Consider the following 23,296-nt stretch of genomic DNA (forward strand, 5'->3'; position numbering starts at 1 on the left):
GCGAAGCCCAGCAATAGCGGTAAACGTAAGGCTGCATTCTATTTAGCCCGACCTACGATGCTAATCGTAAAATAAAAAGCTATTTTATTTTAATTCCATTTAGGCAATATTGTACTAATGCATTTCTTCGTTTCTTTCTTTGTGCTTTGCCTTTAGTGGCATTCATCATGCTCGATTTATAACTTGCTAATGAGGGGTCGTGCTCAAAGTTAGAGTTCATGTATTCACCATAGAACTTATGAAGCTTATTTTTCACATCTTTAGGTTTTATTTCATGTTGAATGCAATAATATGAAAAAGCCCATAAGCCATATAAGTGACTCACTCCAGAGATATTAAATTCTGAAAAATCAACTTCCATTTCGATGAAGAAATCAGAAGTTTTACGAATCTTAGATTCAATGTCTTCCCAGTGGATCTCTTCGCTATTTGCGTATTTTTGATAAAGACTGTCTAAAACTTTCGGCGATGAAGCTAGTTCGCCATTTTCTATTATCAGAAAAATAAACTCTGAAACTAATTCAATGTCCTCCATTCTGTTTCTATTTGTAACGTCTAATTCATTCTCCCAGAAAGAACTTCTTGCAAATTTATATGCTAATTGAACGAGTTTAGAATCGTAGTACTTTGCATTTCTAAGTTCTTGCCCATTTAGTTTTTCTCCACTTCTATTTAAACGATCAAATATTTTTTCAACAGTTTTGTCATCTTTTGTATAAACATATTCAATAGGTACTGGATATCCCCAAAACTCTCTTAGAATGTCCTCGAAATTATCAGATTCTAAATCTGATATCTTCAAGCCAGCTAACTCAGGAGAATATAAAGCATCATCATCGTCGTCAGCTGTAGTTAGTTTGTTATCAATGAACTTAAAAATTGATGTTAGTCTTTGTTTTCCATCAATTACTTCAAAGGAAGTGACTCCTTTATTGTCAATGTGCTCCCGCAAAAAAATAGGAGGGATAGGGATGTTTTTTAAAATACTATCAATTAGTAACGATTGTTGCTCTGTGCCCCATACACTCTTTCTTTGGTATTTCGGATCCATATTTAGTTTGTTTAGTGTTCGCCATTCATTTAGAGATGAGATGGTAACAGTATTTGATTTTCGTTTTAATCGTACACTCATAACACTAATTCCTTTAATGCTTTGCTTGAATCAAAATGGATGTAATTTTTAAAAAGACTATTTATTACTGACTCAAAATATTTATCCATTGATGGATTTATGTTTATTAGGTCCATATCACTTGATGGAGAAATCAAAATGCTGTCTATTTCGGCTCTGTCAACATGCCAGTAAGAAATTCCGGAAATGATCATTAAGTCATTTTTTGTGAACTGCCTGATCTTTGGTTCATAGATTTGGCGTAAACTAGCATTCCAGCCATCTTTTGTTCTGTTGACATCACCAGCAGGCGGGATTAAAAAAATAATAGGGTTGTTTGTGCATAGATCTTCATATTTTACTTTTATATCAATAGATGAACACTCAGATTTTAGCTCTGAATAATTGATGTTAAAGCTAGATAGTGGCAGGTCTTGCTTGTATTTGAAGCTAATCGATCCATGTGGTTTGAATATTTTAAATTTGCAATTTTTACTTTCTTTTTTTATTGGTGGTAGTTCAAACTTAATATTCAAATGCTTTAGTATTCTTTCAAGCCATATGTCGTAGTTGTAAGTTACTATAATTACTTCTTCAATGTCCGGCGAGTTACTTAAAGTGGAAAAAAATATAGCCCAGGCCCAATCTTTAATTTCGTCAGGTATTTTTACTACTTTGCTATTGAAATGGATAAATAAATATTTCAAATAAGATGTAAGTTCTTTGTAGGCTAACAAGTATTTCTGCTCATTGTTAATGTCATTTTTACCTTTGAGTGCGTATACGTTAACGCTGGTTACAATTTTTTCAATCAAATTCATTGTTTCATTTTTATCTAAATATGGACGAGCACCGAGATCCCAAAGATGAGGAGTGTATTTTTTAGATAAAAATCCAGGGTTATTGTTAGATGGCCATTTTAAATTAGAACCGTGAGAAAATAAATTTGAAACATCAACATCATTCCAAATATCCTTCATGGATTCTGATATGTGATTGAAAAAATCAATCGTGAAACCATTTCCTAAGACTATACAAATTTTCTTGTTTTTAGACATTGAAATCCTATTGGTCATACGTGTATTTTATTAGTATAAAAATACCGCGTGCAACCCAATAATGTTGAGTTCTGTTGAGTGAACGAATCGGTCCGTTTCTGTGCATGCTTGCGATTTATTTATCTCAATTCATTGTGCTCGTTGAAATCCTATTTAGACGTATTTAATAGCGCTATTCATTTTATGTCGATATTATGCCGCATTCGTCGGGCTGCAGCTTTTAAAATCCCTCAATATCAAGCCGACGAAGTCGGTGCAGATATAGGGGCGTCTTTCTTTGACGAAGCAAAGAAAGTAAGTCCCCGTCGCGGATTGCGACTCCAAAATAGCGTGCCGTAGGCACTTATTTAAACTCGCCATCAACACAGCATCGGTCGCGCTGGATCGCTGCACCACTCGCTCCATGAGCCCGGATACAAACGCCCGCCGCTTAAGCCCGCGACTTCGAGCGCGAGTAGATTATGGCAAGCGGTGACGCCGCTGCCGCATTGATGCACCCATTGCGCTGGCGTGCGGTCGCCCAAGAGTTGCAGCCATTCTTGGCGTAACTGCATTACCGATTTGAAGTGGCCATCGGCTAAATTGAGCATGAAAAAGCGATTAATTGCGCCAGGAATATGGCCTGCTACGGGGTCGAGCGTTTCGCCGATGCCGATAAAGCGCTCGGCACTGCGCGCATCAACAATTTCAAATTGCGCGGAGGCTAAATTGGCGAGTACATCGTCAGTGCGGACATGTAGCTCAGGCCGTAGCTGGGTGTTGAAGGTGCTGGCAGGCCACATTGGCGTTGTCGTTTCAACGGGGGCTTGGGCCGCAAGCCATGCAGGCCAACCGCCATTAAGCACTTGCACGCTATCGCAGCCGAGCCAGCGCAAGAGCCACCACAGCCTCGCGGCAAATGGGCCGCCGCTGGCGTCGTAGGCGACGATTTTACTGCTCTCAGAAATGCCAAGTTGGCCTACTCGTGCGGCGAGCTGCGCTGGGTCGGGTAGGGGATGGCGGCCATTGTGACCGAGTTTCTCACCCGACAAATCCTCGTCGAGATGCAAAAAGCGCGCATTCGGAATGTGGCTCTCCGTATAGGCGGCGCGCCCTGCTGCTGGATTGGCTAAGTCGTGGCGACAATCCACAATCACTAAAGCAGGGTCGGCCATCAGCGCTTGCAGTTGCGCCACATTGATTACAGGATGCATACAGTTCGCCACATTTAAATGTTATTTAGGTGGCAAAGCATAGCTTAGTCGGCGGCTGGTGATGAGATTGCGCCCGATTTGTTCGCGAAAAGGCAACAAATCGGCCACGAATTCTTAATCCCGCGTCAACACTTCTAGCAGTTCAATTTCAAAATACAGATCAGAATTTGGCGTAATGTGCTCGCCAATTTGGCGCTCGCCATAGGCTAGATGCGCGGGAACGGATAGCTTGCGTTTGCCGCCAACGCACATGCCCATGATGCCGATGTCCCAGCCTTTAATCACACGGCCAGTGCCGATGACGCATTGGAAGGGTTTGCTTTTCCGGTGCGATGAATCAAATACGGTGCCGTCCAGCAAGGTGCCGGTGTAATGCGTGGTAATCAGCGCGCCTTTGACGGCAGCTTTGCCTTCGCCAATGACGAGGTCTTCGATAATCAGTTCATTCATCATGTTGTTTACCCGTGAATTAATGGATTTTAGCCAGCGCGAGCGCCGCGCCAACGGCAAAAAAGGCCAGCGCACAGCAGCGATTAAATATTTGAATTCGTCGCCCACTTTCTAGCCAGCGCGCCAGCGACATGCCGCCTAAAGCGTAGGCCAGTTGCCAAGTGATTTCGATGATAAAAAAGCTGCTTAATAAAATCAGCCATTGTGGCGCTTGCGGTGCATTGGGCGTGAGAAATTGCGGCAAAAAGGCAGCGGCAAAGAGGATCGCTTTGGGGTTGGAAAGCGCAACGGCTAAACCTGTTTTAAATCGAGAGGCAGTGGTATTTGCATTTCCACTAGGCAGTGAAAGCTTGCTACCCGCATACCAGCACTGATAGCCCAAATAAATCAGGTACAACGCGCCCGCGATTTTGAGCGCCATAAACAGCAGCGGCGATGCAGCCAGCACACTGCTCACGCCCAGCGCCGATAAACCCAGCAACAGCGCAAGGCCAAGGATCGCACCGCTCATTGTGGCCGTGGTCGCGCGCCAACCATAACGTGCGCCATGGCTGAGCATCAACAACATATTCGGCCCCGGTGTGGCCGAGATAAAACTGGTTGCAACTATAAAGGCCAGCCAGATTTCGAGTGACATATTTGTCTCTATGTATTGCTTTACTAGGTTTGATAGCTAAAGCCTGCAAGGCAATACATCTACTATTAAGTTTATTCAAATTGAAGGCTGATGCTAAGCCGCGATGGTTGGGCTGGGGCTTGAAATCCCGTTCAAGCGCACCGAGAGAGGGAGAGAGACAAACAGGTTCATCGTTTGGCTCACGACTGACCGAGGGCATCGGGGACCGATGCGCGCCCGGGTCGCCTTCTCTTGCTTACTTCTCTTGGCGAAGCAAGAGAAGTAAGTCCTCGTCGCGGACTGCGACTGTAAAACAGCGTGCACCCTAAGGGTGCGGGTTTTACTAAGCCGCAAGCGGCAAAGCGACGCCACGCCGCAGGTACTTAAACTATTAACTGCGGCCTTTCCAAGTTGTGCTGCAATTTTTCAGCAAATACTTAAACGCGCGCTCCATGTATTCATCGGGGAACTCAGGGTCTTTGTTGGCGAGCGCGGTGTCGGCGTCTTCTTTGAGGTCGTTTTCCCAAAAGTCGGTCAGTTCTTCGCGCAGCTCAACTGGAACATGATTTTCAATGAACTCGGCGACTAGCGCTGAATTGAGGCCTTTTTCTCGCAACGCTTTCACCATCGCAGTGGCTTCGCGCTTGAGCATCGTTGATTTGATCGGTTGCTCGGTTGCCACAAGTAAAAACAGCGTGGCAATCACCGCGTTGTCGCCATCTTGGCTAATGCGTTGCCAGTTTTTGGCAATTGCAGCATCGTAATCGCTGATCTCGTTGATGCCGCCGTCCAAAAAGAAGCTTTCTAGGTTAAAGCTATTACTGCGAATTTTCGGTAGTTCGTGCGCGAGGAAATGTTCCATTTCTGCGTGCGCGGTGCGTTTAATCAAGATGGGCGCATCGCTAAAAAAGAGTTCAAATCGATCAGGGTTGTAGACCGTCTTTTTGGCCTTGGCGGCTTTGATCAATAGATTGAATTCTTTGCGGCTAGGAAGCTTTACTTTGCCGTCGGGCGCTAAAATCAATAGCATCACGCTGGCGATGAGTTGCTCTGCATCGCAAATGTCTTCGTTACCGAGGCGTAGTTTCTTGGCGAGCCAAAAGCCGAGTTCGATTTTGTCTTTCAAGGCTTGGCCGCGCGCGAGATCTGCTTGGTATTGCGGCCAAGAGATTCGCTCTTCACCACTCATTTCATTTAAAAACGATTGCTGTTCTTCTTGCGAGGCTGCGCCGTCTTTCAGTAGCAGCGTATCGCGAGGCATCGCATGCAGGCGGCGCAGCATATCCGCGCCGTTTTTTGAGTGCGACAGTAGCGTGTTGCGTTGTAGCGATTGCGCGGCGACTTGCAAATCACCCTGCGCGTGATCTTCAAGATAGAGGCTAATCAGATTGGTCATCCGAATCACTGATAGCTCTAAATCAGGGCGCAAATAGGCAGTGCCAAAATAATTGGCGATTTGCACCATGCCTTTGGCCAAGTCGGCTTCGATGGTGGTCAGTTTTTCGGCGCTGATAATGCCTTGCGCCACGCCAAAACTGAGTGCTTTATCAAAAAATCGGCGTTGGTCAAAGGCGGCAATACTCGTTGCGGGATTGCTCATATTCGTCATATTAAATTGCGGACTCTTCGGCTTCATCGGTTTTGTCACTGCCGCCGGAAATCGCGGCGAGCAAGCTTTCAATCGCGCTGTCGCTAATCGGTTTGCTACGGCGCTCGGCGCGCATCGCGTGCGCTAAAACGCGGCCTTGCAGCTCACCAATGATGTGTTCGAAAAAGTCGGTTTGTTCATGGAATAAAATCCAGATGGTTTCTTTCCAGTCATTGTCGGCGACTTCAGAGCGGGTGTAGCTCCAGTTGGTTTTGTCTTGAATGTGTTCGAGCGAATGAAATACGGCAAAAAATTCGCGGATTTCATCACTGGTGCTGCTGCCATCGTCCGATAAAAACGGCAGCGGGTCGGTGGTGTTGCTGGCGTGCATGACAAAATTAAACACTTCTTCGAGGCGACCGTAAAAATAGTCGGCCATCGTTTCCGTGCCACCGTCTTGCTCAAACATCGCTTCGAGGTAGTCGCCCGTTAGGTCTGGGTCTTTGTAAATGACGGCATTAATCATGCCGCGCATTTTGTCTTTATTGCGCTCGCCGTATTGTTTGTCGAGCACCACGGCACGAGCAAATTGCTCGGGCGTCACCATCATGCTCAGCAAAGATTGCTTGGCCGAATCGTATTCGCGCATGATGGCGAGTAAATCTTTGGGGGCGACTTCATCCAAAATTTGCATCAAAGCCGTATCGCCGTGTTGATCGGCGATGTCGGACAACACTTTTTCGGCGCCAGTAATGTCGCCGACGGTAATCAGTTGTGAGGCATTGATAACTGCTGGATGCATAATCAGTCCTTAATGTTTGATTGGGTTTGCTGTGCGTAATAATGCAAAATTGGATGTATCTATTGCTGTGCTTTGTTAATTAATAGCTGCAGCAATATACTCATGCTAATTAATTGTCGGGGTCGCGTGTTTCAAAGCCTTGCTCTTCAAGCCAAGACGAGCCAGAAGAATCAAGGTCGCTCATATCGCCACCATCATCGTCCGAATTGTAAACATCGCGATCGTCGTCTTCTTCTTCGATGGGTGTGGCTGCAGCGTGTGCGCTGTGATGCGAGCCTTTGAGGCGGAGGTATTCTAAAGCGGCCGACACCACCAAAAACACATCGCCACCATCGGCATCCCGTGCTGCAGCGACGAGTTCCTGCGCCCAATCGGCAATGCTGAGGTTTTCTTGTAATTGATCCCAAGGGATGAAGTCATCACCATCGGGCTCGCTCGATACAATCGCTTTCATCATCGCGGGCGACGTAAAGCTAAACGCATTGTAAAAAACCACGGCGACCATTTCTGGGCTGAACTCAATCATCGGCAATAGGTGCGAAAACTGTTGGCGTTTTTCGGCTAAACGCTTTTTGAGTGCCGGTTTGCCTTCCGAGTCACTCATCAGGTCTTCGAGTTCGGCGTCGTAGACCGACATCAATTCAGCAAAAAAAGACGATACGTTCATTGCAATACACCTTGTAAATATTTAGCGGCAATTTCTTGGGCGACTTCGAGTGGATTATCAATCAAGCTGCGTTGTCGATAATCATCATAGGCTTTGCGTCGCTCGGCGTCAGACAGAACATCGTAGGCTGCTTGGATTTCACGAAATCGCGCGGGGGCATCGGGCGCGGCATTGCGGTCTGGGTGATATTTGGTCGCGTTGCGACGATAGGCCGCTTTGATTGCGTCGATGCTGGCGTTGGGCTGGACGCCTAATTTCGCGTAGTGATCGTGTAAAGACATGCTGATCCCCGATTTGAAGATGGTTGCCTTGCTGGATACCAAGCAAAAAGCCCACATCTTGCGATGCGGGCTTTTTACTTTATCTTGGTGGCTATGGCGGGACTCGAACCTGCGACCCCAGCATTATGAGTGCTGTGCTCTAACCAACTGAGCTACATAGCCAAGAGAGGCATGATTATCACCGAACAATTTGTACTTGGCAAGTGCTTTTTGCAAAACTCACCGATAAATTGCAATTTAATTATAAAACCATCACCGCGACCCAGCCAAATGCCATTAGCGGTAAGTTGTAATGCAAGAAAGTCGGCACGACGGTATCCCACATATGATTATGCTGCCCATCGATATTCAAACCTGCCGTTGGCCCTAGTGTCGAATCTGAGGCCGGTGAGCCTGCGTCGCCCAATGCGCCTGCAGTGCCGACCAAACACACAATGGCTTCGGGGCTAAAGCCCAGTTTCATCGCCAGCGGCACATAAATGGTCGCCAAAATCGGTACGGTAGAAAATGACGAACCAATACCGAGCGTCACGATCAGGCCGACCAAGAGCATCAAGAATGCAGCCAGCGCTTTGCTATTGCCAATCCAACCTGCTGATTGTTCGACTAAGCTTGCTACATCACCCGTGGCTTTGAGCACTTCGGCAAAGCCCGAGGCCGCAATCATAATCAGGCCAATGCCAGCCATCATTTTCATGCCTTCGCTAAATACGCTATCAGCATTGCGCCAAGGCACTGCGCCACCCACGACGCAAATGGCAAAACCAGCCAAGGCGCCGAGCAGCATCGAGTCGGCTAAGAGTTGCACAATAAAAGTCACCACCATGGCGGTGATGGCTACGCTGATCGAGCGCAAGGAGTAACGAATGTCTTCGCGCTCAACGGCTTTGAGTGCGTCGATATTGTATTGCCGTGGTTTACGGTAAGTCACAAAGACGGCGGTGAGTAGGCCAATCATCATGCCCAGTGCAGGCAAAGCCATGGCATGCATCACATTCACTTGGCTGGCATCTAGGCCTGATTTTGCGATACTGCCGAGTAGAATTTGTTTTAAGAAGATTTCACCAAAACCAACGGGAAACAGCATATACGGCGTGATTAAACCAAAGGTCATCACGCAGGCGAGGGCGCGGCGATCGAGCTTGTATTTGGCCAATGTATAAAGTAGCGGCGGAATCAGCAGCGGGATAAATGCGATGTGAATTGGCAATAAATTTTGCGATGAAATCGATACCGCCAATACAGCGAGCAAAATACCCCATTTAACGCGCTGGCTATTGCTGCTTTTTTGACTGAGTTTGGTCAAGCCATCAGCCATCGCGTGAGGCAAGCCCGACTCAGCTAGTGCCAAAGCAAAAGCACCTAATAGTGCGTACGATAAGGCAATCCCCGCGCCGCCACCCAAGCCACCATTAAATGCAGCAATGGTTTTCGCCAGCGTTAAGCCGCCACACAATCCACCGATCACGGCGCTGATCAAGATACTAATGACGACATGAATTCGGCTGAGCGACAGCGCTAGCATCAAGGTCACGGCAATTAAAACGGCATTCATGGCGATATTCTGGCAATTAAAACAGCTACTTTACGCGCTACAGCGTTGATCTGTTTAGAGGTAAATCATGAATTGTCGCATTGTGTAATATCTGTATATGGGATTTTCTGGGTGTTGGACTTGTTGCGAAACTGTTAGGATTTCATCCCCTTGGGTGGTTCGCATGTGATTGACCGCCCCATTACGGTGTATTCCAAAGGATTTTCATGACAGCCCCTGTAGCTAACGCGGCTCCACATTTGAAGCGAAATTTGCGCGCTCGCCATCTATCGATGATTGCGATTGGCGGTTCGATTGGTACTGGTTTATTTGTTGCCTCGGGCGCGACCGTGGCCCAAGCTGGCGCTGGCGGTGCTTTGCTGGCTTATGCCGTTATCGGTTTGATGGTTTATTTCTTAATGACCAGTTTGGCCGAGATGGCAGCCTATATGCCGGTTTCTGGCTCGTTTTCGACTTACGGCGCTAAGTTTGTTGAGCCGGGTTTTGGTTTCGCATTAGGCTGGAATTATTGGTACAACTGGGCGGTGACCATTGCCGTTGAATTGGCCGCAGCCAGTATGGTGATGAAATTTTGGTTCCCAGAAAGCTCAGGCATGATGTGGAGTGCCTTGTTTTTGGCGATTATGTTTTCGCTCAATTACCTGTCGGTGAAGGGCTTTGGTGAAGCTGAATTTTGGTTCTCTTTAATTAAAGTCATTACCGTGGTGATTTTTATCGTCACTGGTGTGTTGATGATTTTCGGCATTTTGGGTGGTAGCCATAGCGTTGGTTTTGAAAACTTTACTGCGGGTGAGGCGCCGTTTGTCGGCGGATTTCCGGCCATGCTGGGCGTGGCAATGATTGCAGGGTTCTCGTTCCAAGGTACTGAGCTGGTCGGGATTGCTGCGGGCGAGTCTGAAAACCCGCAAAAAAATATCCCAAAGGCGATTAAGCAGGTGTTTTGGCGGATTTTGTTGTTTTATGTATTGGCAATTTTCGTGATCGGCATGTTGATTCCGTATACCGACCCGAATTTGCTCAAAAGCGATTTGGCCAATGTCGGCGTGAGTCCATTTACCTTGGTGTTTCAAAATGCGGGGATCGCCTTTGCTGCTAGCGTGATGAACGCGGTGATTTTAACTGCGATTTTATCGGCGGGTAACTCGGGTATGTATGCATCAAGCCGGATGCTGTATTCCTTGGCTACAGAGGGTAAAGCACCAAAAATGTTCGCCAAGTTGTCCGCCAACGGCGTGCCGCGCAATGCGCTGTATGCGACGACTGTCGTGGGGATGCTGTGCTTTTTAGCTTCTATCTTTGGTGAAAAAACGGTTTATTTGTGGCTACTGAGCACATCAGGGATGACCGGTTTTATTGCTTGGTTGGGCATTGCCATCTGCCATTATCGCTTCCGTAAAGCCTATGTGATGCAAGGGCGTGATTTGAGCGATTTGCCGTATCGCTCCAAGTTTTATCCTTTCGGGCCGATGTTTGCATTTGCGCTGTGTATGGTGATTATGCTGGGGCAAAACTACCAAGCCTTTATGGCTGGCACGATTGATTGGGCGAGTGTCGCTGCTACCTATATCGGTATTCCGCTGTTTTTTGTCATTTGGTTGAGCTATCGCTTCCGCAATAAAACAAAATTTATTCGTTACGAGCAAATGGATTTGGATAGTCAGCGGGATTGATTTTTTAGCCATTAGAATGAGTAGACGTATTGCCCTTTGGACTTGTAAAAGCGATGGCTATGGTCATATACATAGCATGTGCAGACTGAACCCTGTGATTTCCTTGTATTGAACAATACGCAAAGGATTCAATCGTGAAACAGCCAATTCAACTCATTCTAATGCTGGCCTTTGGGCTGGTGGGAGCGCCAGCTATGGCTACTGAAGAACCAAAGTTCGAAGTCATTTCTCAAAATAATAACTTCGAATTACGGCGATACCCAGCCATCCTCGTGGCCGAGGTCGAAGTGGCAGGCGATATGGATACGGCTTCTGGCCAAGGCTTTCGCGCCATTGCTGATTTTATCTTTGGTAACAACGTCGCAGTAAACCTGAGTAGCGAAGAAGGCTCAGAAAAAATAGCGATGACGGTGCCCGTAACTTTGACACCCGTGAAAGCGAGTGCACAAAAAATAGCGATGACCGCGCCCGTGGTTTTGGCGCCTTCAAACGCATCTGCACCAAGTGATATTCCTGCCCTGCAAGGCGCGCAGCAATGGCGCGTTCATTTTGTGATGCCAAGTAGCTATACGCTAGCAACGCTCCCCAAGCCCAATAATCCGGCCGTCGTCATTCGTGAGCTACCTGCTAAAACGTGGGCTGTTTTAAAGTACTCTGGCTTTAATACTGAAGCGGGGACGCAAAAACGGATTGATGAGTTGCGCGCCTGGATGGCGAGCCAAAATCTAAAGGCCGTCGGCAGCCCACAATTGGCGCGCTACAATCCGCCGTGGACTTTGCCTGTTTTACGTCGTAATGAAGTGATGTTTGAAGTCGAATAAAAGTCGTTGGCCACTGCTTGTCGCTGGAGTGGCCGTCTATTTCAAGCCGTAGCGCGATGCTAGCTGCTGCGGCAATCCTGATTTCATGATTTTTTGGGTCGCTCGTTGCAGGCGATCAAGCTGTGATTTGGGCAGGTCTTTACGTGCTAATAAGGCGACCTGCATTTGCTCTAAGCGCAAAGGCAGACCGGTTTCGAGTGCGGGTAGTGCATTGCGACGAATAGCAAATAAAATCGCCTCGCGGCTGCCACACAGCAAGTCGATGCGCTGAGCCGCCAGCATTCGTACCCCTTGGTTGTAATCATTAATATCGTAAAACTGTATGTTTTGTGAATCGATGACGCGCCGACAGCCACCCCGCAGACGACCCACAATTTGCTCGTTTAATTGCGATTTATTACTTAATGCGCTGCTTGGGCTGGGCCACAGCACCAAATCCGTCATATGCAGTACGCCCAAATTACGCAGTTGAGAGGTGTGTACCGCTTTGGTGTTGTGAACTGCCAAATCGACCTTGCTGTGATTCACCATATTCACGCTGCGGGCAAACGGTGTGATGTTCAATTGCAGCTCAATGCCTGCCTCTTGACCAATCGCCGTCATCAAGTCGACATACAAACCTAATTTTTGCCCATCGGGTGTGATGAAACTCAGTGGGATGATTTCAGGAAAAGAAACCTGCAGCGGCGCGGCTTGAAGATGGCACGCGCCCAATATCAGCAGTAATCCAGCCCATCGTTTGAGCATCTTGGTGTTCCTTTGTCGGCGTGCACTTAATCTAGTTTAGTCTGCCTTGGATGGCTAGTAGGGATGCCGAGCGGATGTGGTGTAAAACTCGATTTGCTGGGGAGGGCGGATTGTGGTGGAAGATGAGCGGTAGCGCAAGCAGTGATAGATTTGTTTCATGAGTCGATTGTTCTGTTTAGTGTCTGAATAGTTGTTCGATGTATTGCCTTCTAGATCTTTTATAGATTGACCTGCAGTAAAATACATCAATATTTTTTAAGTTTAAATTACTTTAAACCGTATTGATTTAATCGCGGTGGCAGTAAGCCCGATTGCATGACTTGCTGGGTAGCTTGTCTAAGTCCTTGTGCGACATCGTTCTGCCAATTTTCGCATGCTAGAAATACTGGTTCAGTAAACCCATTCTCGTTTATTTGGGGTGCTAATGTGGCCCATCGCTAGGGTAGTGATATAAATGCCGATTATTTGGCGTTTCGCCCATTTGCAAGCCACTGGGTAAAAATGGGATTTTGCGGCGGAAGCGATCGCGATCTGATTTGGCGTCTTTTTTTGCCAATTTGCTGGCAGCAGTAAAAGGCATCGGGGTTTTGCTGGTTTCGATTTCGAGCAACTGTGTTTCTGGCTTAATTTGAATACTGTAGCGGCCCAAGTTATAGAGCAAATACATCGCGTAGAGATTGTCGATGTCTTGGTATTGGCCTTGTGAGTTTAAAAAATCGCGCGAGAGCACCGAGGGAAAGCGGTCGGGTAAATCTTTAAAGGCGATTTTTTCCTCCTCGTGCGGATCAATATAGCTAGAAAATTCATATTTTTTATAGAGTACGGTATCGATTCGGTAGCCGCGTTGATCCCATGCTTTGATCAGTTTCATCGCCATTTCGGTTGGTAAATTGCTATTGAGCGCGCTGGCGACAGTTGACCATTTGAAAAGCGACGGTTTTTCAATTTTGACGTCTTTGTATTTGGCTCCATATTTAAACGCTGAGGCTATGGTTTTGGCGCAATTGAGATCTAAATAACCATATTTAATCTCATCGCGATGGTATTCGGTCTTTTTCACTTTGGCATGAAAATCCACATTCATCTGCGCAAGATAAGCCTGAGTCGCGTGGATTTCGTCGCTAGGAACGCCATACACACGAATGCCAATCACTGAGCGTTTGTAAATTTCTCCAAAATCCAAGCCAAACGACGCTAAATCGGACAACGATGATTTTGATTTGAATAGATATTCTTGTTTAGGGATTTTTAAAATCAAATCCTGCGTATAAAAATCGTCTTGGTGTTTGGCGTCGCGGTCGGCGTAAAAATTGGCGGAATACACCGATTCTTGCTGCGTCGCGTGATCGGGTATATTGAGCGCCAAATGACCTGCAGAGCCGCCTTTGGACGTGCCAAAGCTGATCAGCAATTCAAGGTCATAGCCATCTTGTCGCAATTGCTGCCCAAATACGGCCAGATTGCTTGGCTCGCTGCCGTCTTTATCGCCCAAAGCGGCCTGCGCCGTGCCTAGCAATAAGATATAAAGTAAAAAGAAACGCAGGAAATAATAGACTTTGGGCATTGGATTTTGCGTCTGAGTGGAGGTTGAGTCATCGTGCGAGCATTGAAGCTGAGTTTAGGTTTTTGAGGTATTGCGAGCAAGGCAAAGTTCATGAATGTGCTGCGTGATCTACCTATACTGCACCAGCGATATGGTTTTGGGCATTGCAGGTCGTGTACCTTTGGGGGGAATATTGAGTCGCTCAATTCACATCATGCGGGAGGTAAAGTTCTGAATGGCGCAATGGTATAAGACAATGTGGATTTTCGCCGGTATGGTGGCACTGGCCTTGGGCGTGATCGGGGTGATCGTCCCAGGTTTGCCGACCACGCCGTTTGTGTTGTTGGCGGCAACGTGTTTTGCCAAGGGCTCACCTGCTTTGCACCAATGGCTATTGGCGCATCGCTATTGCGGACCGATGATTCGCGATTGGGAGCAAAATCGCTCTTTGCCACTGCGGATTAAAGTGCTGGCAATTAGTTTGATGTTGCTGATGACCAGTCTGTCGATCTGGCATTTTGCCGGGCAACCCGTATTCCAACTGAGCTTAGCCGCACTCGCGCTGATTGGTGCAGTGGTGGTACTCAGAATCCCAACTCGCAGTGCGACTTAGAATTCTTCTACGAATGGTCGCGCGGCATGAGTGCGACTTTGCTTCGTAAGACCTCAACTCGTTGAGGCGACCGCCTCGTCAATATTCCGCGCAGCACCTTGCTGCGGCAACTTCGCAATCCCCTGCAGACTCTCATGTTTTGCCCGAATCATCGCTTCCACTTCTTTATTCAAGGTGCGTCTATCGTGCCCTTCAGGCGTCAATTGCTCTAAAAAGTGAATTTCGATGTTGAGCTGGCGCGAAGTGGCGATGAGCCAGAGTGAATCAGTGATGCTCATATCGTCGATATAGGCGGCATCGGTTGAATATTCGCCTTGTCCATTGGTGTAACGCAGATAAATTGGCTGAATTGTTGCGTTGGTTTCAAACGCGCTTTGGATTAGCGAAGCTTTGAATGGGCGGATTTCTTGGCCGTTGCTGGTGGTGCCTTCGGGGAAAAAGGCGATGCATTCTTGATTATTGAGTGCGGTGCTGATGCTGGTGTTGACGCGCTGCGCGTCGCGTACCTTTTCGCGGTCGATAAAGACGGTGCCGGCACCTTTGCACAGCATGCCAATCACCGGCCAGTGTTGCACATCGGCGCGGGCGACAAAGCGGGCTACGGTGATGCTGTTGATGGCAAAAATATCAAACCATGAGATGTGATTGGCAATCAGAATGCAATTGGCCGGATGTAGTGGCGTCGCAGCGCCAAATACGTGGACGCGCAGGCCGAGCTTGCGGGCTAGTTGTTGTGACCAAGTTTGTGTTTTTTGTAGCTTGGCTTGCTCGCTCATGTGGGGGAAGCGAAACCGTACCACCCACATGCCGTGGATCACGTGTAATACAAATTGGATGAGGCGGCTGATTCGAGTCAGATATGAAACTTTGTGCACAGCGGGTCCTTGCTCAAGCGAAGTTGTCGATCAGGGTGGTAAGGGCATGGTACGCAATGCCCCGCGCAAACCCAAGTTTGCGCAGCAAAATACACACTTTAGATGACAGTTCGTCGAGCTAGGTGGCGCGGCTTACAATTCGCCCGAACGATCTCGTCCGCGCAAGCCGGGTGCGGTGTCGCCAGTGAGCCCTTTGGAAAACGCAATCACTTTGAAAATTTCGCCCATTTCAGCACTGGTGGTGAGCTTTTGAATCGCTGCGGCGGTTTTCATGTAATCAATGCTTTCAGTTGGCAGTTGTTCGGCTAAATTCAAAATACCTGCATCGAGCAAGAAACTGGCTTGGGATGTATAGCCGTCTAGGCAAAGATCATTAATGTCTGCAGCGGTATACATCGCTGAAAAATCCACATGGCAAGTGATGTCGGTGAGGCCGGGATAAAAGAAGGGGTCGTGGATGGTATGGTGGCGATAGTGGCCGATCAGCGTACCCATGCTGCGCTCGGGGTGGTAATACTCTTGCTGTGGGAAGCCATAGTCGAATAATAAAATCATGCCGCGATGCAGGCTTTGCGCCAGCGCGGCGATAAAACCTTGTGCTTCTAGATGGATCTCGCTGGTGTAGAGCGGGATGCGCGGTAGCGGTGCGCAGGCGGCGGCGAGCGCCAGATCGCTGATGGGGCGGTTGCTCATCGCAAAACCATTTTGGCTAACGGTCACTCCGCGTTGTTGCCATTCTCCATTCGAACCATTTCCAGAAGAGTACTGCACCAGTTCGCACGGCATTGCGTCGAGCACTTCGTTGCCGAGCATCACGCCGATAAAATCAGTCGGTAATTGGTCTAGCCATTGTACTTTGGCGACTAAATGCGGCACTAAAGTGTGCAAAGTCTGGCGTTGCCGCTCGCGCAACTGGCCGGATAGCTCCAAAATGGCATAGTGTTCTGGCAGCGCGTTGCGCCGCTCTAGTTCAGCTAAAATCTGTGCCGCGAGTTGCCCTGTGCCCGCGCCAATTTCGAGTACCGCACCGCCCGTTTCTGCGAGTACATGTGTCACGGTCGCGGCCACGCTGCCGCCAAACAGTGGCGAGATTTCTGGTGCGGTGACAAAATCGCCCGCACCGCCAAATTTGGTTGCGCCGCCGCTGTAATAGCCCAGCCCCGGCGTGTACATCGCTTGGCGCATATAGTCGGCAAACGAAATCCAGCCGCCCGCTGCATCAATGTGCTCGGCGATGTGCTGGCAGAGCGTTTGGCTGGCGATCAGGGCCTCGGCAGAAGGGGCGGGCAGTTGGACTTGTTGTGGCGTCATTTGGGCGGGCATCAAAAAAAGGATGGCGCAATTTTAGCACTGTTGGCCGCATTGCCGGCGTAGTTGCGATTCGGCGGATTGGATGAATAAGGTGATGGGGGGCGAAATGGTTGAGCGTAAGGTCGATGTACTGATTGTCGGTGGCGGTGTCGGCGGGCTGACGTTGGCGCAATGGCTGACGGGCTTGGGTCGCAGTTGGCTGATTGTGGAACAAGCCGCCGTTTTGGGCGGGCCGCTGGCCAATAGTGACTACATCTTGAAATGGATTCCGGGGCAGGCCGAAATATCGGGGCGGGATTATCTGGCTGCGATGGTGGCGCAGATCGATGCGGCGCATTGTGCGCGGGCGACGCAATTGAGCGCAGTGGCTGTTGATGCAGATGTCGGTCAGGGTGAATTTGTCTGCACTTTAAGTCATGGCGATGTGATTCACGCCAAAAAAATGGTGTTTGCTTGCGGTGCTACGCCGTTTTCTCCTTTTCCAGAATCGGCGCGAGTGATTGTTGGCCCAGGCTTGCAAAAAATTGCTCATATCGCCGCTGGGCAACGCGTGGCGGTGCTAGGCGGAGGCGACAATGCTGCCGATCATGCGCTGATTTTAGCCGAAATGGGTGTGGCCGTGACGATGTTGGTGCGCGGGCAGTTGCGAACATCAGCGGCGCTGCTGCAGCAAATTCGGCAACAGCCGATGATTTTGATTTGCACCGACTGCCAAGAGTTAGTGCTGTCGACCAACGCCACTGGCGTACAGGTGCAAGGCGAGCACTACGATTACGCTGTCGTTTATTTTGGCTATCAAGCATCACCGCAATTGCAGGCTTTTCCAGTGCTTAAGACTGCTGCAGGCGCACTGCGTGACGGTGTGTTTGCGATTGGCGATATGACGCAACCCGAATTCCCCAATATTTTGCTGACCCAAGGCCAAGCAGCGGTGGTAGCGAAGCAAATCGACGCTCAGCTATCGCAGCGGGCTAAATGAATTGCTTTGATGCGGAGCCTTGCTGGCCTATTGAGTGTGGGCCCTGGGCTCGGATTATCGGTCGATTGTCTTGTTGGTTTGGGAGTAAAACGTCACTTGACTAGTGAGGTGTCGCAGCATCTCTTTTGCTTGTTGACGCGGTATTGCTAGCTAAGAAGGGCTATTTGGCGTTGAGTCATCGTCGTATTATATCGCTTTCGTTGCTGATCTCGTAGCTACTGATTTTGGCATTAGTCTGCTGGGTATTTGATTGTGGGCTTTGTAATTGATTGCTTGTAGTTAAATACAGTCTTTATTTGGCTCGGTACTACAATCTGAATCACACCCCACGCCAGCCGCGATCCAGCGCCGCGCCCAGCGTGAAATGAGTCGATTTAGCCAAGAGCAATTCACGTTTAGATAGGCATCGGGTTGAGCCACCATGCCGCACACATAGCGTGTTTGCACGTCATCCCACTGCAAAGCAGTACATCGCCCTTGCCGCTTGCGGCTAATCAGTATGCCAATCGGGCAAGGCTCCGCCGCGCAGCAGACCCCGCAACCATTACACGGTGCGCCGATGGCGGGTTTGGCGGGGGCTAGTTGGTGGAGATGGATGGTTTGGGGCATGTTGAAGTGGCAATTTTTGGGCCGAAATGTAAACTCTTGCTGCGCTTGTCAAAATTAAACTGGGAGTTTGGTTTGAGTGGGCTTGAGGTTTGGTAGAAATAAAAAACCGCCAAGTACTTGGCGGTTTTTGGGGTGACATTGAGTGTCAATTAATGTTGTAGTTGTAATTAAAGGTGGTTTTCTTGGCTGCTTGGCCGCCCCCAGCTGGGGAGTCCACAGTGATTGCCAAGATGCCGGTGCTCGCTATGCAGGTTGCTGGTGCTATTGCAGCGTCACCAAACTTGAATTGAAATTGGAATAGTGTTTGATTCAGTATTTGCGCATTGAGTGGTGGGGATGCAGAACCGATGGTTTGGCTTGCTCCAGTAAGGATTGAGCCTGATCCGTTGGCGCTCGCAACGCTGATTTTAGTTCCAGCTGGCAGAATGTTGCCGTTTACATCGGGGATGTAAGCGGTGAAATCACGTACCGTGCCGCAGGTGCCCGTGAGTGATGCAGGCAATGCTGGCGTTATTACTGGCGTTTTAGGATCGTCGCTGGAGAAAATGAATGTGGCTTGTTTGAAAATGTGCAAGGTTTTTGTTGTTGCGCATTTGGGGTAACCTACGGCGCACGATGGGGTTGAAAGCTTATTATCGGGCCCTTGATAGGTCCCATTATTATTAAAGTCAATTAACTGATCGTTATTATTGAAGATGCCATCTTCATTTTTATCTATAAATGCTTCGCCAATGTCGGTCGATTTGCCATTGTCGTCAAGAAGTTCGCTGTCTTGATCTGCGACATTGTTGAGGCCAATTGGATTTCCTGTGGCTGGGTTAATTGCGGGATTGAGCCTGTCATACCAGCTTTCTTCACCAATAGCGTAGGCTACGACATGAACTCGCCCATTTGCAGGGCGTGGGTTTTGTGAGGTTAGTGTGATTTTGCATGAGTTCGCAACGCTAGAGCAGCTGCCTTGTGTGTTGTTACCAATGTTGCCGCCATCAGAAATGAAATTAATGGTGGTGCCATCAGGAACTGGGTTTTTAAAATGGTCTCCGAAGCGAATCGTGATCTCTGCAGTTTCACCACTATAATTCCAGCCGTTGATATTGTATTTGGTGGCGGAAAAATCGAGAGAGTCTTGATGGGGGAAGCCAGAGCTGATTGATAATTTCCCAGATGTGCTGGTAAGTGTACCTGAAGTTGCGGTTACTCGAATTGGTGTTGGCATTGTTCCTGCTAAAACTGTTGCGGTAGCCATTCCTGTTGCATCCGTGGTGACAGTTGGGCTGCCAGAAAGAGTTACACCACCTATAGATGTATCGAGAGAGAATGTAACTTGACGCCCTGCAATTGGATTGTTTGCGGCATCAACAATTTTAAAACTTACTTGTGCGCTATCTGGTCTTGCACCAGAAGCATAGCCTTTTAATGCGATTACCCCATCGGCGGGCATAGTGGTGGAGAATTGTAATGACGCAGCGGCAGGGGCTGCAATAATAACGTCAACTTGTTTTGTTTTCCCATTTGAGGCTGTAGCAGTAACTGTGTCAGTTGTTGCGCAGCCTTTGTCAGTGAATGAGGCAATAGCCTTGCCTTGTGAGTTGGTGGCTGCTTTTGCGTCAATTGTTGCTTTACCTGCCACTGCGCATTTAGAGGTAAAGCTAATGACTTCACCTGCTGCTAACTTACCGTTGTCACTTACTGTAACTTCGATTGTAGTATTGGCATTTGCGCTAATGCTTGGTGCGCCTGCAATTATGCTGTCAATACTTAGTGTTGCAGAGGTGCCCGGAATGGCAGATGGTGCCGGGGTTGCTGTCCCGCCGCTACCACTACCACTACTCCCCCCACTAATTAAATCTGCGCCACCAGGACCACCACCGCCGCAAGCGACTAGGCTTGTGCTAAGTGCACCAATAATCAGTGCGCGGATTAATGTTTGGCGCGATGGAAGGGTTTGTGTTGCTGCGTTCATGTTTCACCTCAGGTGTTTGAGTCAATTACAAAATAGAACGAGTGTCGATCTATCTAAGGTGTAATTGATAATATTGCCGCTTATTTTAGGTGATAATTATATTGCGCCCAAATATATTTAATAGTATCGAGGTTAAAGTGCGACGTTTCACAAAAGCTTGTGGATTAAAGTAGAAAGGCTTTGTTGTTTTATTTGTAAGTTATGCCAAATGGTTATTGGTGGGGGTGGGCATGAATGGTTTTTTACTAACGCATAATGCTAAACGGCGGTGTCGTATTTAATGTAAAATCACTGCCAATTCAATTACCTAACACGGGGCGTCCTTGGGCGTCCCGTTATATTTCTATGAACACAATCGCTGATCTACCCCAAGAAAAACCGCAATTGACCGAGGCGGAGCAAAAGCAGAAGTACAATTACAATAAGCTCGTCAAACGTTTACGCCATAACGTGGGCGATGCGATTAATGATTTCAATATGATCGAAGATGGTGATCGGGTGATGGTTTGCTTGTCGGGCGGCAAAGACAGCTACACGATGCTGGATATTTTGCTGAGCTTGCAAAAATCGGCACCGATTACTTTCTCGATTGTTGCTGTCAATCTCGACCAAAAACAGCCTGGCTTTCCTGAGCATGTTTTGCCGACGTATTTGGCGGAATTAGGCGTTGAATATCGGATTATCGAAGAGGATACCTATTCCATCGTGACTCGCGTGATCGAAGAGGGCAAAACCACCTGTGGTCTGTGCTCACGCCTGCGCCGTGGGATTTTGTACCGCGTGGCCGATGAACTCGGTGCGACGAAGATTGCGCTGGGTCATCACCGCGACGATATTCTGGAAACGCTGTTTTTGAATATGTTTTACGGTGGCAAACTCAAAGGTATGCCGCCGAAGTTGGTCTCAGACGATGGCAAGCATATGGTGATTCGCCCGCTGGCCTACTGCCGCGAGAAAGACATTGAAAAATACACCGCCGCGCGTGGCTTCCCGATTATTCCTTGTAATTTATGCGGTTCGCAGCCGAATTTGCAGCGTCAAGTGATTGGCGATATGTTGAAAGATTGGGATAAACGTTTTCCTGGTCGTTTGGAAACGATGTTTACGGCGATGTGTAATGTCGTGCCATCGCATTTGGCCGATCCGAAACGTTATGATTTTGTGAATGCCAAAGCCGATGGCACGCCGCGTGCGGATGGTGATAAAGCGTTTGATAAAGAAACTTTTAGCGATCCAAGCCGGATTTCCATCCTAGCAAGCAAACCCGCTGGTGTTACAGGCTGCGGGGGCGACGAATAATGCTATTTCGTTCAAAACGGTTTTCTAAGCGCGACGATGACGACATTATGATTGATGTGTCGGAAGAGGGCGGAATTCGTAAGCTGCATTTTGGTAATGACGATACGCAAAGCGCGATGAAAATCAATGCGCCCAATGAATTGCTGCTGGCTTATTCGCGCTGCGTATTTGGCAGTTTGCTATTTTTAGATCCGCCGCAAAAAATGTTGCTGATTGGTTTGGGTGGCGGCTCGATTGCCAAATGGGTGCATGAATATTTGCCCAATACCCATCTGACTTGCGTTGAGTTATTTCAGCAGGTTGTGAATGTGGCGCGTTCGATGTTCTTCTTGCCGCAGGATGATGAACGCCTTGAGGTCATTACGGGTGACGGCGCAGCACATGTTTACCAGATGGCCGATGAGTCGGTCGATATGATCATGATGGACGCGTATTCGGCAACAGGTATTGCCGCGCCACTAGCGAGTACCGATTTTTTTACTGCGTGCAAACATAAGTTGACTGATAACGGCGTGTTGGCAGTGAATTTATGGAGTATTGATCGTCGCTTTGAGCAATATTGTGCGCAATTATCGGAAGTGTTTGAAGGGCGCTTGATTTGCTTGCCTGCACGGCAAAAAGGCAATGTGATTGCCTTTGCCTTTATGCGTGGACAAAACAGCCCGCAGTGGGAGCGTTTAGCGGACAAAGCTAAAAAATTGGAAGCTGAATATGGCTTGGAATTTAATGAGTTTGTTAGCGATTTAGCGCGCATGAATCCACATAATGATCGGCGTTTGTTTATCTAGCAGTGAGGCGTTAGGTGTAAGGTGGAAGGGGTAAAAGCATACACCTCACACATCACACCGCACTCCTCACAGATATAAATGTTTTCAAGTGCGCTCAGATGTGAAAAAATTAGGGTAATCAACGAAATACTATATAGGTCGTATCTATGCTCGATCGTGATGGCTATCGGCCAAACGTCGGCATCATCATCATTAATCAACAGAACCAAGTTTTTTGGGGAAAGCGGGTGCGAGAGCATTCGTGGCAGTTTCCGCAGGGCGGTATCAAGCAAGGTGAAACCCCAGAGCAAGCGATGTTTCGGGAGTTAGCCGAAGAAGTTGGCTTATTACCGCATCATGTAGAAATTGTGGGCCGCACGCGAGACTGGATGAAATATGATGTGCCGACCAATTGGGTGCGTCGTGAATGGCGCGGTACTTATAAAGGGCAAAAACAAATTTGGTTTATGCTGCGGCTAACGGGGAAAGATTCCGATGTTTGCCTACGCAAAACCACACATCCGGAGTTTGATGCATGGCGCTGGAATGAATATTGGTCACCACTCGATGCGGTGATTGAATTCAAACGTGGTGTTTATGAAGCTGCTTTGGGTGAGTTGGCTCGATTAATTGGACAACAAGCACCATTAAATCATTAATAGTGGGTATTGCACGACGGGTGGCTTGGGCCGCCCGTTTTTTTTAGTATTTTGCTCTTGGCTCGACCGTAGTTGTTTTCATTCTATTCACATCGCTTGGCGATGAAACCGTTACCAAA

The 23,296-nt window shown here is 48.2% G+C and carries 23 protein-coding genes and 1 tRNA gene; 7 read left to right on the plus strand and 17 right to left on the minus strand.

Annotated features, from left to right (window positions below; genetic code table 11):
- Nucleotides 1–79 precede the first annotated feature (79 nt).
- The 11 genes from K4H28_RS00195 to K4H28_RS00245 form a co-directional block, all read right to left on the minus strand.
- Nucleotides 80–1,132 (minus strand): DUF262 domain-containing protein, encoded by a 1,053-nt coding sequence (locus K4H28_RS00195; protein WP_221006277.1) that lies wholly within the window; start codon nt 1,130–1,132, stop codon nt 80–82.
- The gene (locus K4H28_RS00200; RefSeq protein ID WP_221006278.1) at nt 1,129–2,169 is read right to left on the minus strand and encodes a hypothetical protein; all 1,041 of its coding nucleotides are present in this window, start codon (nt 2,167–2,169) and stop codon (nt 1,129–1,131) included. Before K4H28_RS00200 ends, K4H28_RS00195 begins: the two co-directional genes overlap by 4 nt.
- A gap of 359 nt (nt 2,170–2,528) precedes the next feature.
- On the minus strand, nt 2,529–3,362 hold the full coding sequence (locus K4H28_RS00205; protein WP_221006279.1) for a sulfurtransferase: 834 nt from the start codon (nt 3,360–3,362) through the stop codon (nt 2,529–2,531).
- A gap of 114 nt (nt 3,363–3,476) precedes the next feature.
- Entirely contained in the window at nt 3,477–3,815 is a 339-nt protein-coding gene (locus tag K4H28_RS00210; protein WP_221006280.1) for an FKBP-type peptidyl-prolyl cis-trans isomerase, read from the minus strand.
- Nucleotides 3,816–3,831: 16 nt separating this feature from the next.
- Complete coding sequence (locus K4H28_RS00215; protein WP_221006281.1) at nt 3,832–4,449, minus strand: LysE family translocator; 618 nt, start codon at nt 4,447–4,449, stop codon at nt 3,832–3,834.
- Nucleotides 4,450–4,819: 370 nt separating this feature from the next.
- Nucleotides 4,820–6,064, minus strand: a complete 1,245-nt coding sequence (locus K4H28_RS00220) for a hypothetical protein (RefSeq protein ID WP_221006282.1) — start codon at nt 6,062–6,064, stop codon at nt 4,820–4,822.
- On the minus strand, nt 6,039–6,818 hold the full coding sequence (locus K4H28_RS00225; protein ID WP_221006283.1) for a hypothetical protein: 780 nt from the start codon (nt 6,816–6,818) through the stop codon (nt 6,039–6,041). Before K4H28_RS00225 ends, K4H28_RS00220 begins: the two co-directional genes overlap by 26 nt.
- Nucleotides 6,819–6,927: 109 nt before the next feature.
- Nucleotides 6,928–7,485, minus strand: coding sequence for a hypothetical protein (locus K4H28_RS00230; protein WP_221006284.1), 558 nt, complete (start codon nt 7,483–7,485; stop codon nt 6,928–6,930).
- Nucleotides 7,482–7,766, minus strand: coding sequence for a DnaJ domain-containing protein (locus K4H28_RS00235; protein WP_221006285.1), 285 nt, complete (start codon nt 7,764–7,766; stop codon nt 7,482–7,484). The genes K4H28_RS00230 and K4H28_RS00235 overlap by 4 nt, the downstream gene beginning before the upstream one ends.
- 85 nt (nt 7,767–7,851) lie before the next feature.
- A tRNA-Met gene (locus K4H28_RS00240) sits at nt 7,852–7,928 on the minus strand.
- Between the two features lie 79 nt (nt 7,929–8,007).
- Nucleotides 8,008–9,321, minus strand: coding sequence for a Na+/H+ antiporter family protein (locus K4H28_RS00245; protein ID WP_221006286.1), 1,314 nt, complete (start codon nt 9,319–9,321; stop codon nt 8,008–8,010).
- Between the two features lie 206 nt (nt 9,322–9,527).
- Between K4H28_RS00245 and K4H28_RS00250 the strand changes: the two genes are divergently transcribed.
- The gene (locus K4H28_RS00250) at nt 9,528–10,991 is read left to right on the plus strand and encodes an amino acid permease (RefSeq protein ID WP_221006287.1); all 1,464 of its coding nucleotides are present in this window, start codon (nt 9,528–9,530) and stop codon (nt 10,989–10,991) included.
- A gap of 134 nt (nt 10,992–11,125) precedes the next feature.
- Nucleotides 11,126–11,812, plus strand: coding sequence for an SOUL family heme-binding protein (locus K4H28_RS00255; protein WP_221006288.1), 687 nt, complete (start codon nt 11,126–11,128; stop codon nt 11,810–11,812).
- A 36-nt stretch (nt 11,813–11,848) separates the two neighbouring features.
- Here K4H28_RS00255 and K4H28_RS00260 read toward each other — a convergent pair whose 3' ends face one another.
- Both K4H28_RS00260 and K4H28_RS00265 read right to left on the minus strand, forming a co-directional pair.
- A complete protein-coding gene (locus tag K4H28_RS00260) occupies nt 11,849–12,559 on the minus strand; it encodes a substrate-binding periplasmic protein (RefSeq protein ID WP_221006289.1) in 711 nt (236 codons plus the stop codon).
- A 421-nt stretch (nt 12,560–12,980) separates the two neighbouring features.
- Entirely contained in the window at nt 12,981–14,123 is a 1,143-nt protein-coding gene (locus K4H28_RS00265; protein ID WP_221006290.1) for a hypothetical protein, read from the minus strand.
- 235 nt (nt 14,124–14,358) lie between these two features.
- Between K4H28_RS00265 and K4H28_RS00270 the strand changes: the two genes are divergently transcribed.
- On the plus strand, nt 14,359–14,715 hold the full coding sequence (locus tag K4H28_RS00270; RefSeq protein ID WP_221006291.1) for a YbaN family protein: 357 nt from the start codon (nt 14,359–14,361) through the stop codon (nt 14,713–14,715).
- Between the two features lie 53 nt (nt 14,716–14,768).
- Here the strand turns inward: K4H28_RS00270 and K4H28_RS00275 are convergent, their stop codons facing one another.
- Together K4H28_RS00275 and K4H28_RS00280 are read right to left on the minus strand one after the other, a co-directional pair.
- Nucleotides 14,769–15,590, minus strand: coding sequence for a lysophospholipid acyltransferase family protein (locus tag K4H28_RS00275; RefSeq protein WP_221006292.1), 822 nt, complete (start codon nt 15,588–15,590; stop codon nt 14,769–14,771).
- 132 nt (nt 15,591–15,722) lie between these two features.
- A complete protein-coding gene (locus K4H28_RS00280) occupies nt 15,723–16,901 on the minus strand; it encodes a class I SAM-dependent methyltransferase (RefSeq protein WP_221006293.1) in 1,179 nt (392 codons plus the stop codon).
- 82 nt (nt 16,902–16,983) lie between these two features.
- On the opposite strand from K4H28_RS00280, the gene K4H28_RS00285 reads away from it, so the two are divergent.
- On the plus strand, nt 16,984–17,880 hold the full coding sequence (locus K4H28_RS00285) for an NAD(P)/FAD-dependent oxidoreductase (RefSeq protein ID WP_221006294.1): 897 nt from the start codon (nt 16,984–16,986) through the stop codon (nt 17,878–17,880).
- Nucleotides 17,881–18,159: 279 nt separating this feature from the next.
- On the opposite strand, the gene K4H28_RS00290 is transcribed toward K4H28_RS00285, so the two are convergent.
- Both K4H28_RS00290 and K4H28_RS00295 read right to left on the minus strand, forming a co-directional pair.
- The gene (locus tag K4H28_RS00290; RefSeq protein ID WP_221006295.1) at nt 18,160–18,489 is read right to left on the minus strand and encodes a hypothetical protein; all 330 of its coding nucleotides are present in this window, start codon (nt 18,487–18,489) and stop codon (nt 18,160–18,162) included.
- A 145-nt stretch (nt 18,490–18,634) separates the two neighbouring features.
- The gene (locus K4H28_RS00295; protein ID WP_221006296.1) at nt 18,635–20,452 is read right to left on the minus strand and encodes an Ig-like domain-containing protein; all 1,818 of its coding nucleotides are present in this window, start codon (nt 20,450–20,452) and stop codon (nt 18,635–18,637) included.
- A 345-nt stretch (nt 20,453–20,797) separates the two neighbouring features.
- Between K4H28_RS00295 and ttcA the strand changes: the two genes are divergently transcribed.
- The 3 genes from ttcA (at nt 20,798) to K4H28_RS00310 (ending at nt 23,177) form a co-directional block, all read left to right on the plus strand.
- Nucleotides 20,798–21,751, plus strand: coding sequence for a tRNA 2-thiocytidine(32) synthetase TtcA (gene ttcA / locus K4H28_RS00300; protein ID WP_221006297.1), 954 nt, complete (start codon nt 20,798–20,800; stop codon nt 21,749–21,751).
- Nucleotides 21,751–22,539, plus strand: a complete 789-nt coding sequence (locus K4H28_RS00305) for a fused MFS/spermidine synthase (RefSeq protein ID WP_221006298.1) — start codon at nt 21,751–21,753, stop codon at nt 22,537–22,539. The genes ttcA and K4H28_RS00305 overlap by 1 nt, the downstream gene beginning before the upstream one ends.
- Nucleotides 22,540–22,685: 146 nt before the next feature.
- Nucleotides 22,686–23,177: an RNA pyrophosphohydrolase gene (locus K4H28_RS00310; protein WP_221006299.1), complete on the plus strand. Its 492-nt coding sequence runs from the start codon at nt 22,686–22,688 to the stop codon at nt 23,175–23,177.
- Nucleotides 23,178–23,296 lie beyond the last annotated feature (119 nt).

Origin of the sequence: Deefgea tanakiae, from assembly GCF_019665765.1 — a bacterium.
Classification (GTDB): Bacteria; Pseudomonadota; Gammaproteobacteria; order Burkholderiales; family Chitinibacteraceae; genus Deefgea; species Deefgea tanakiae.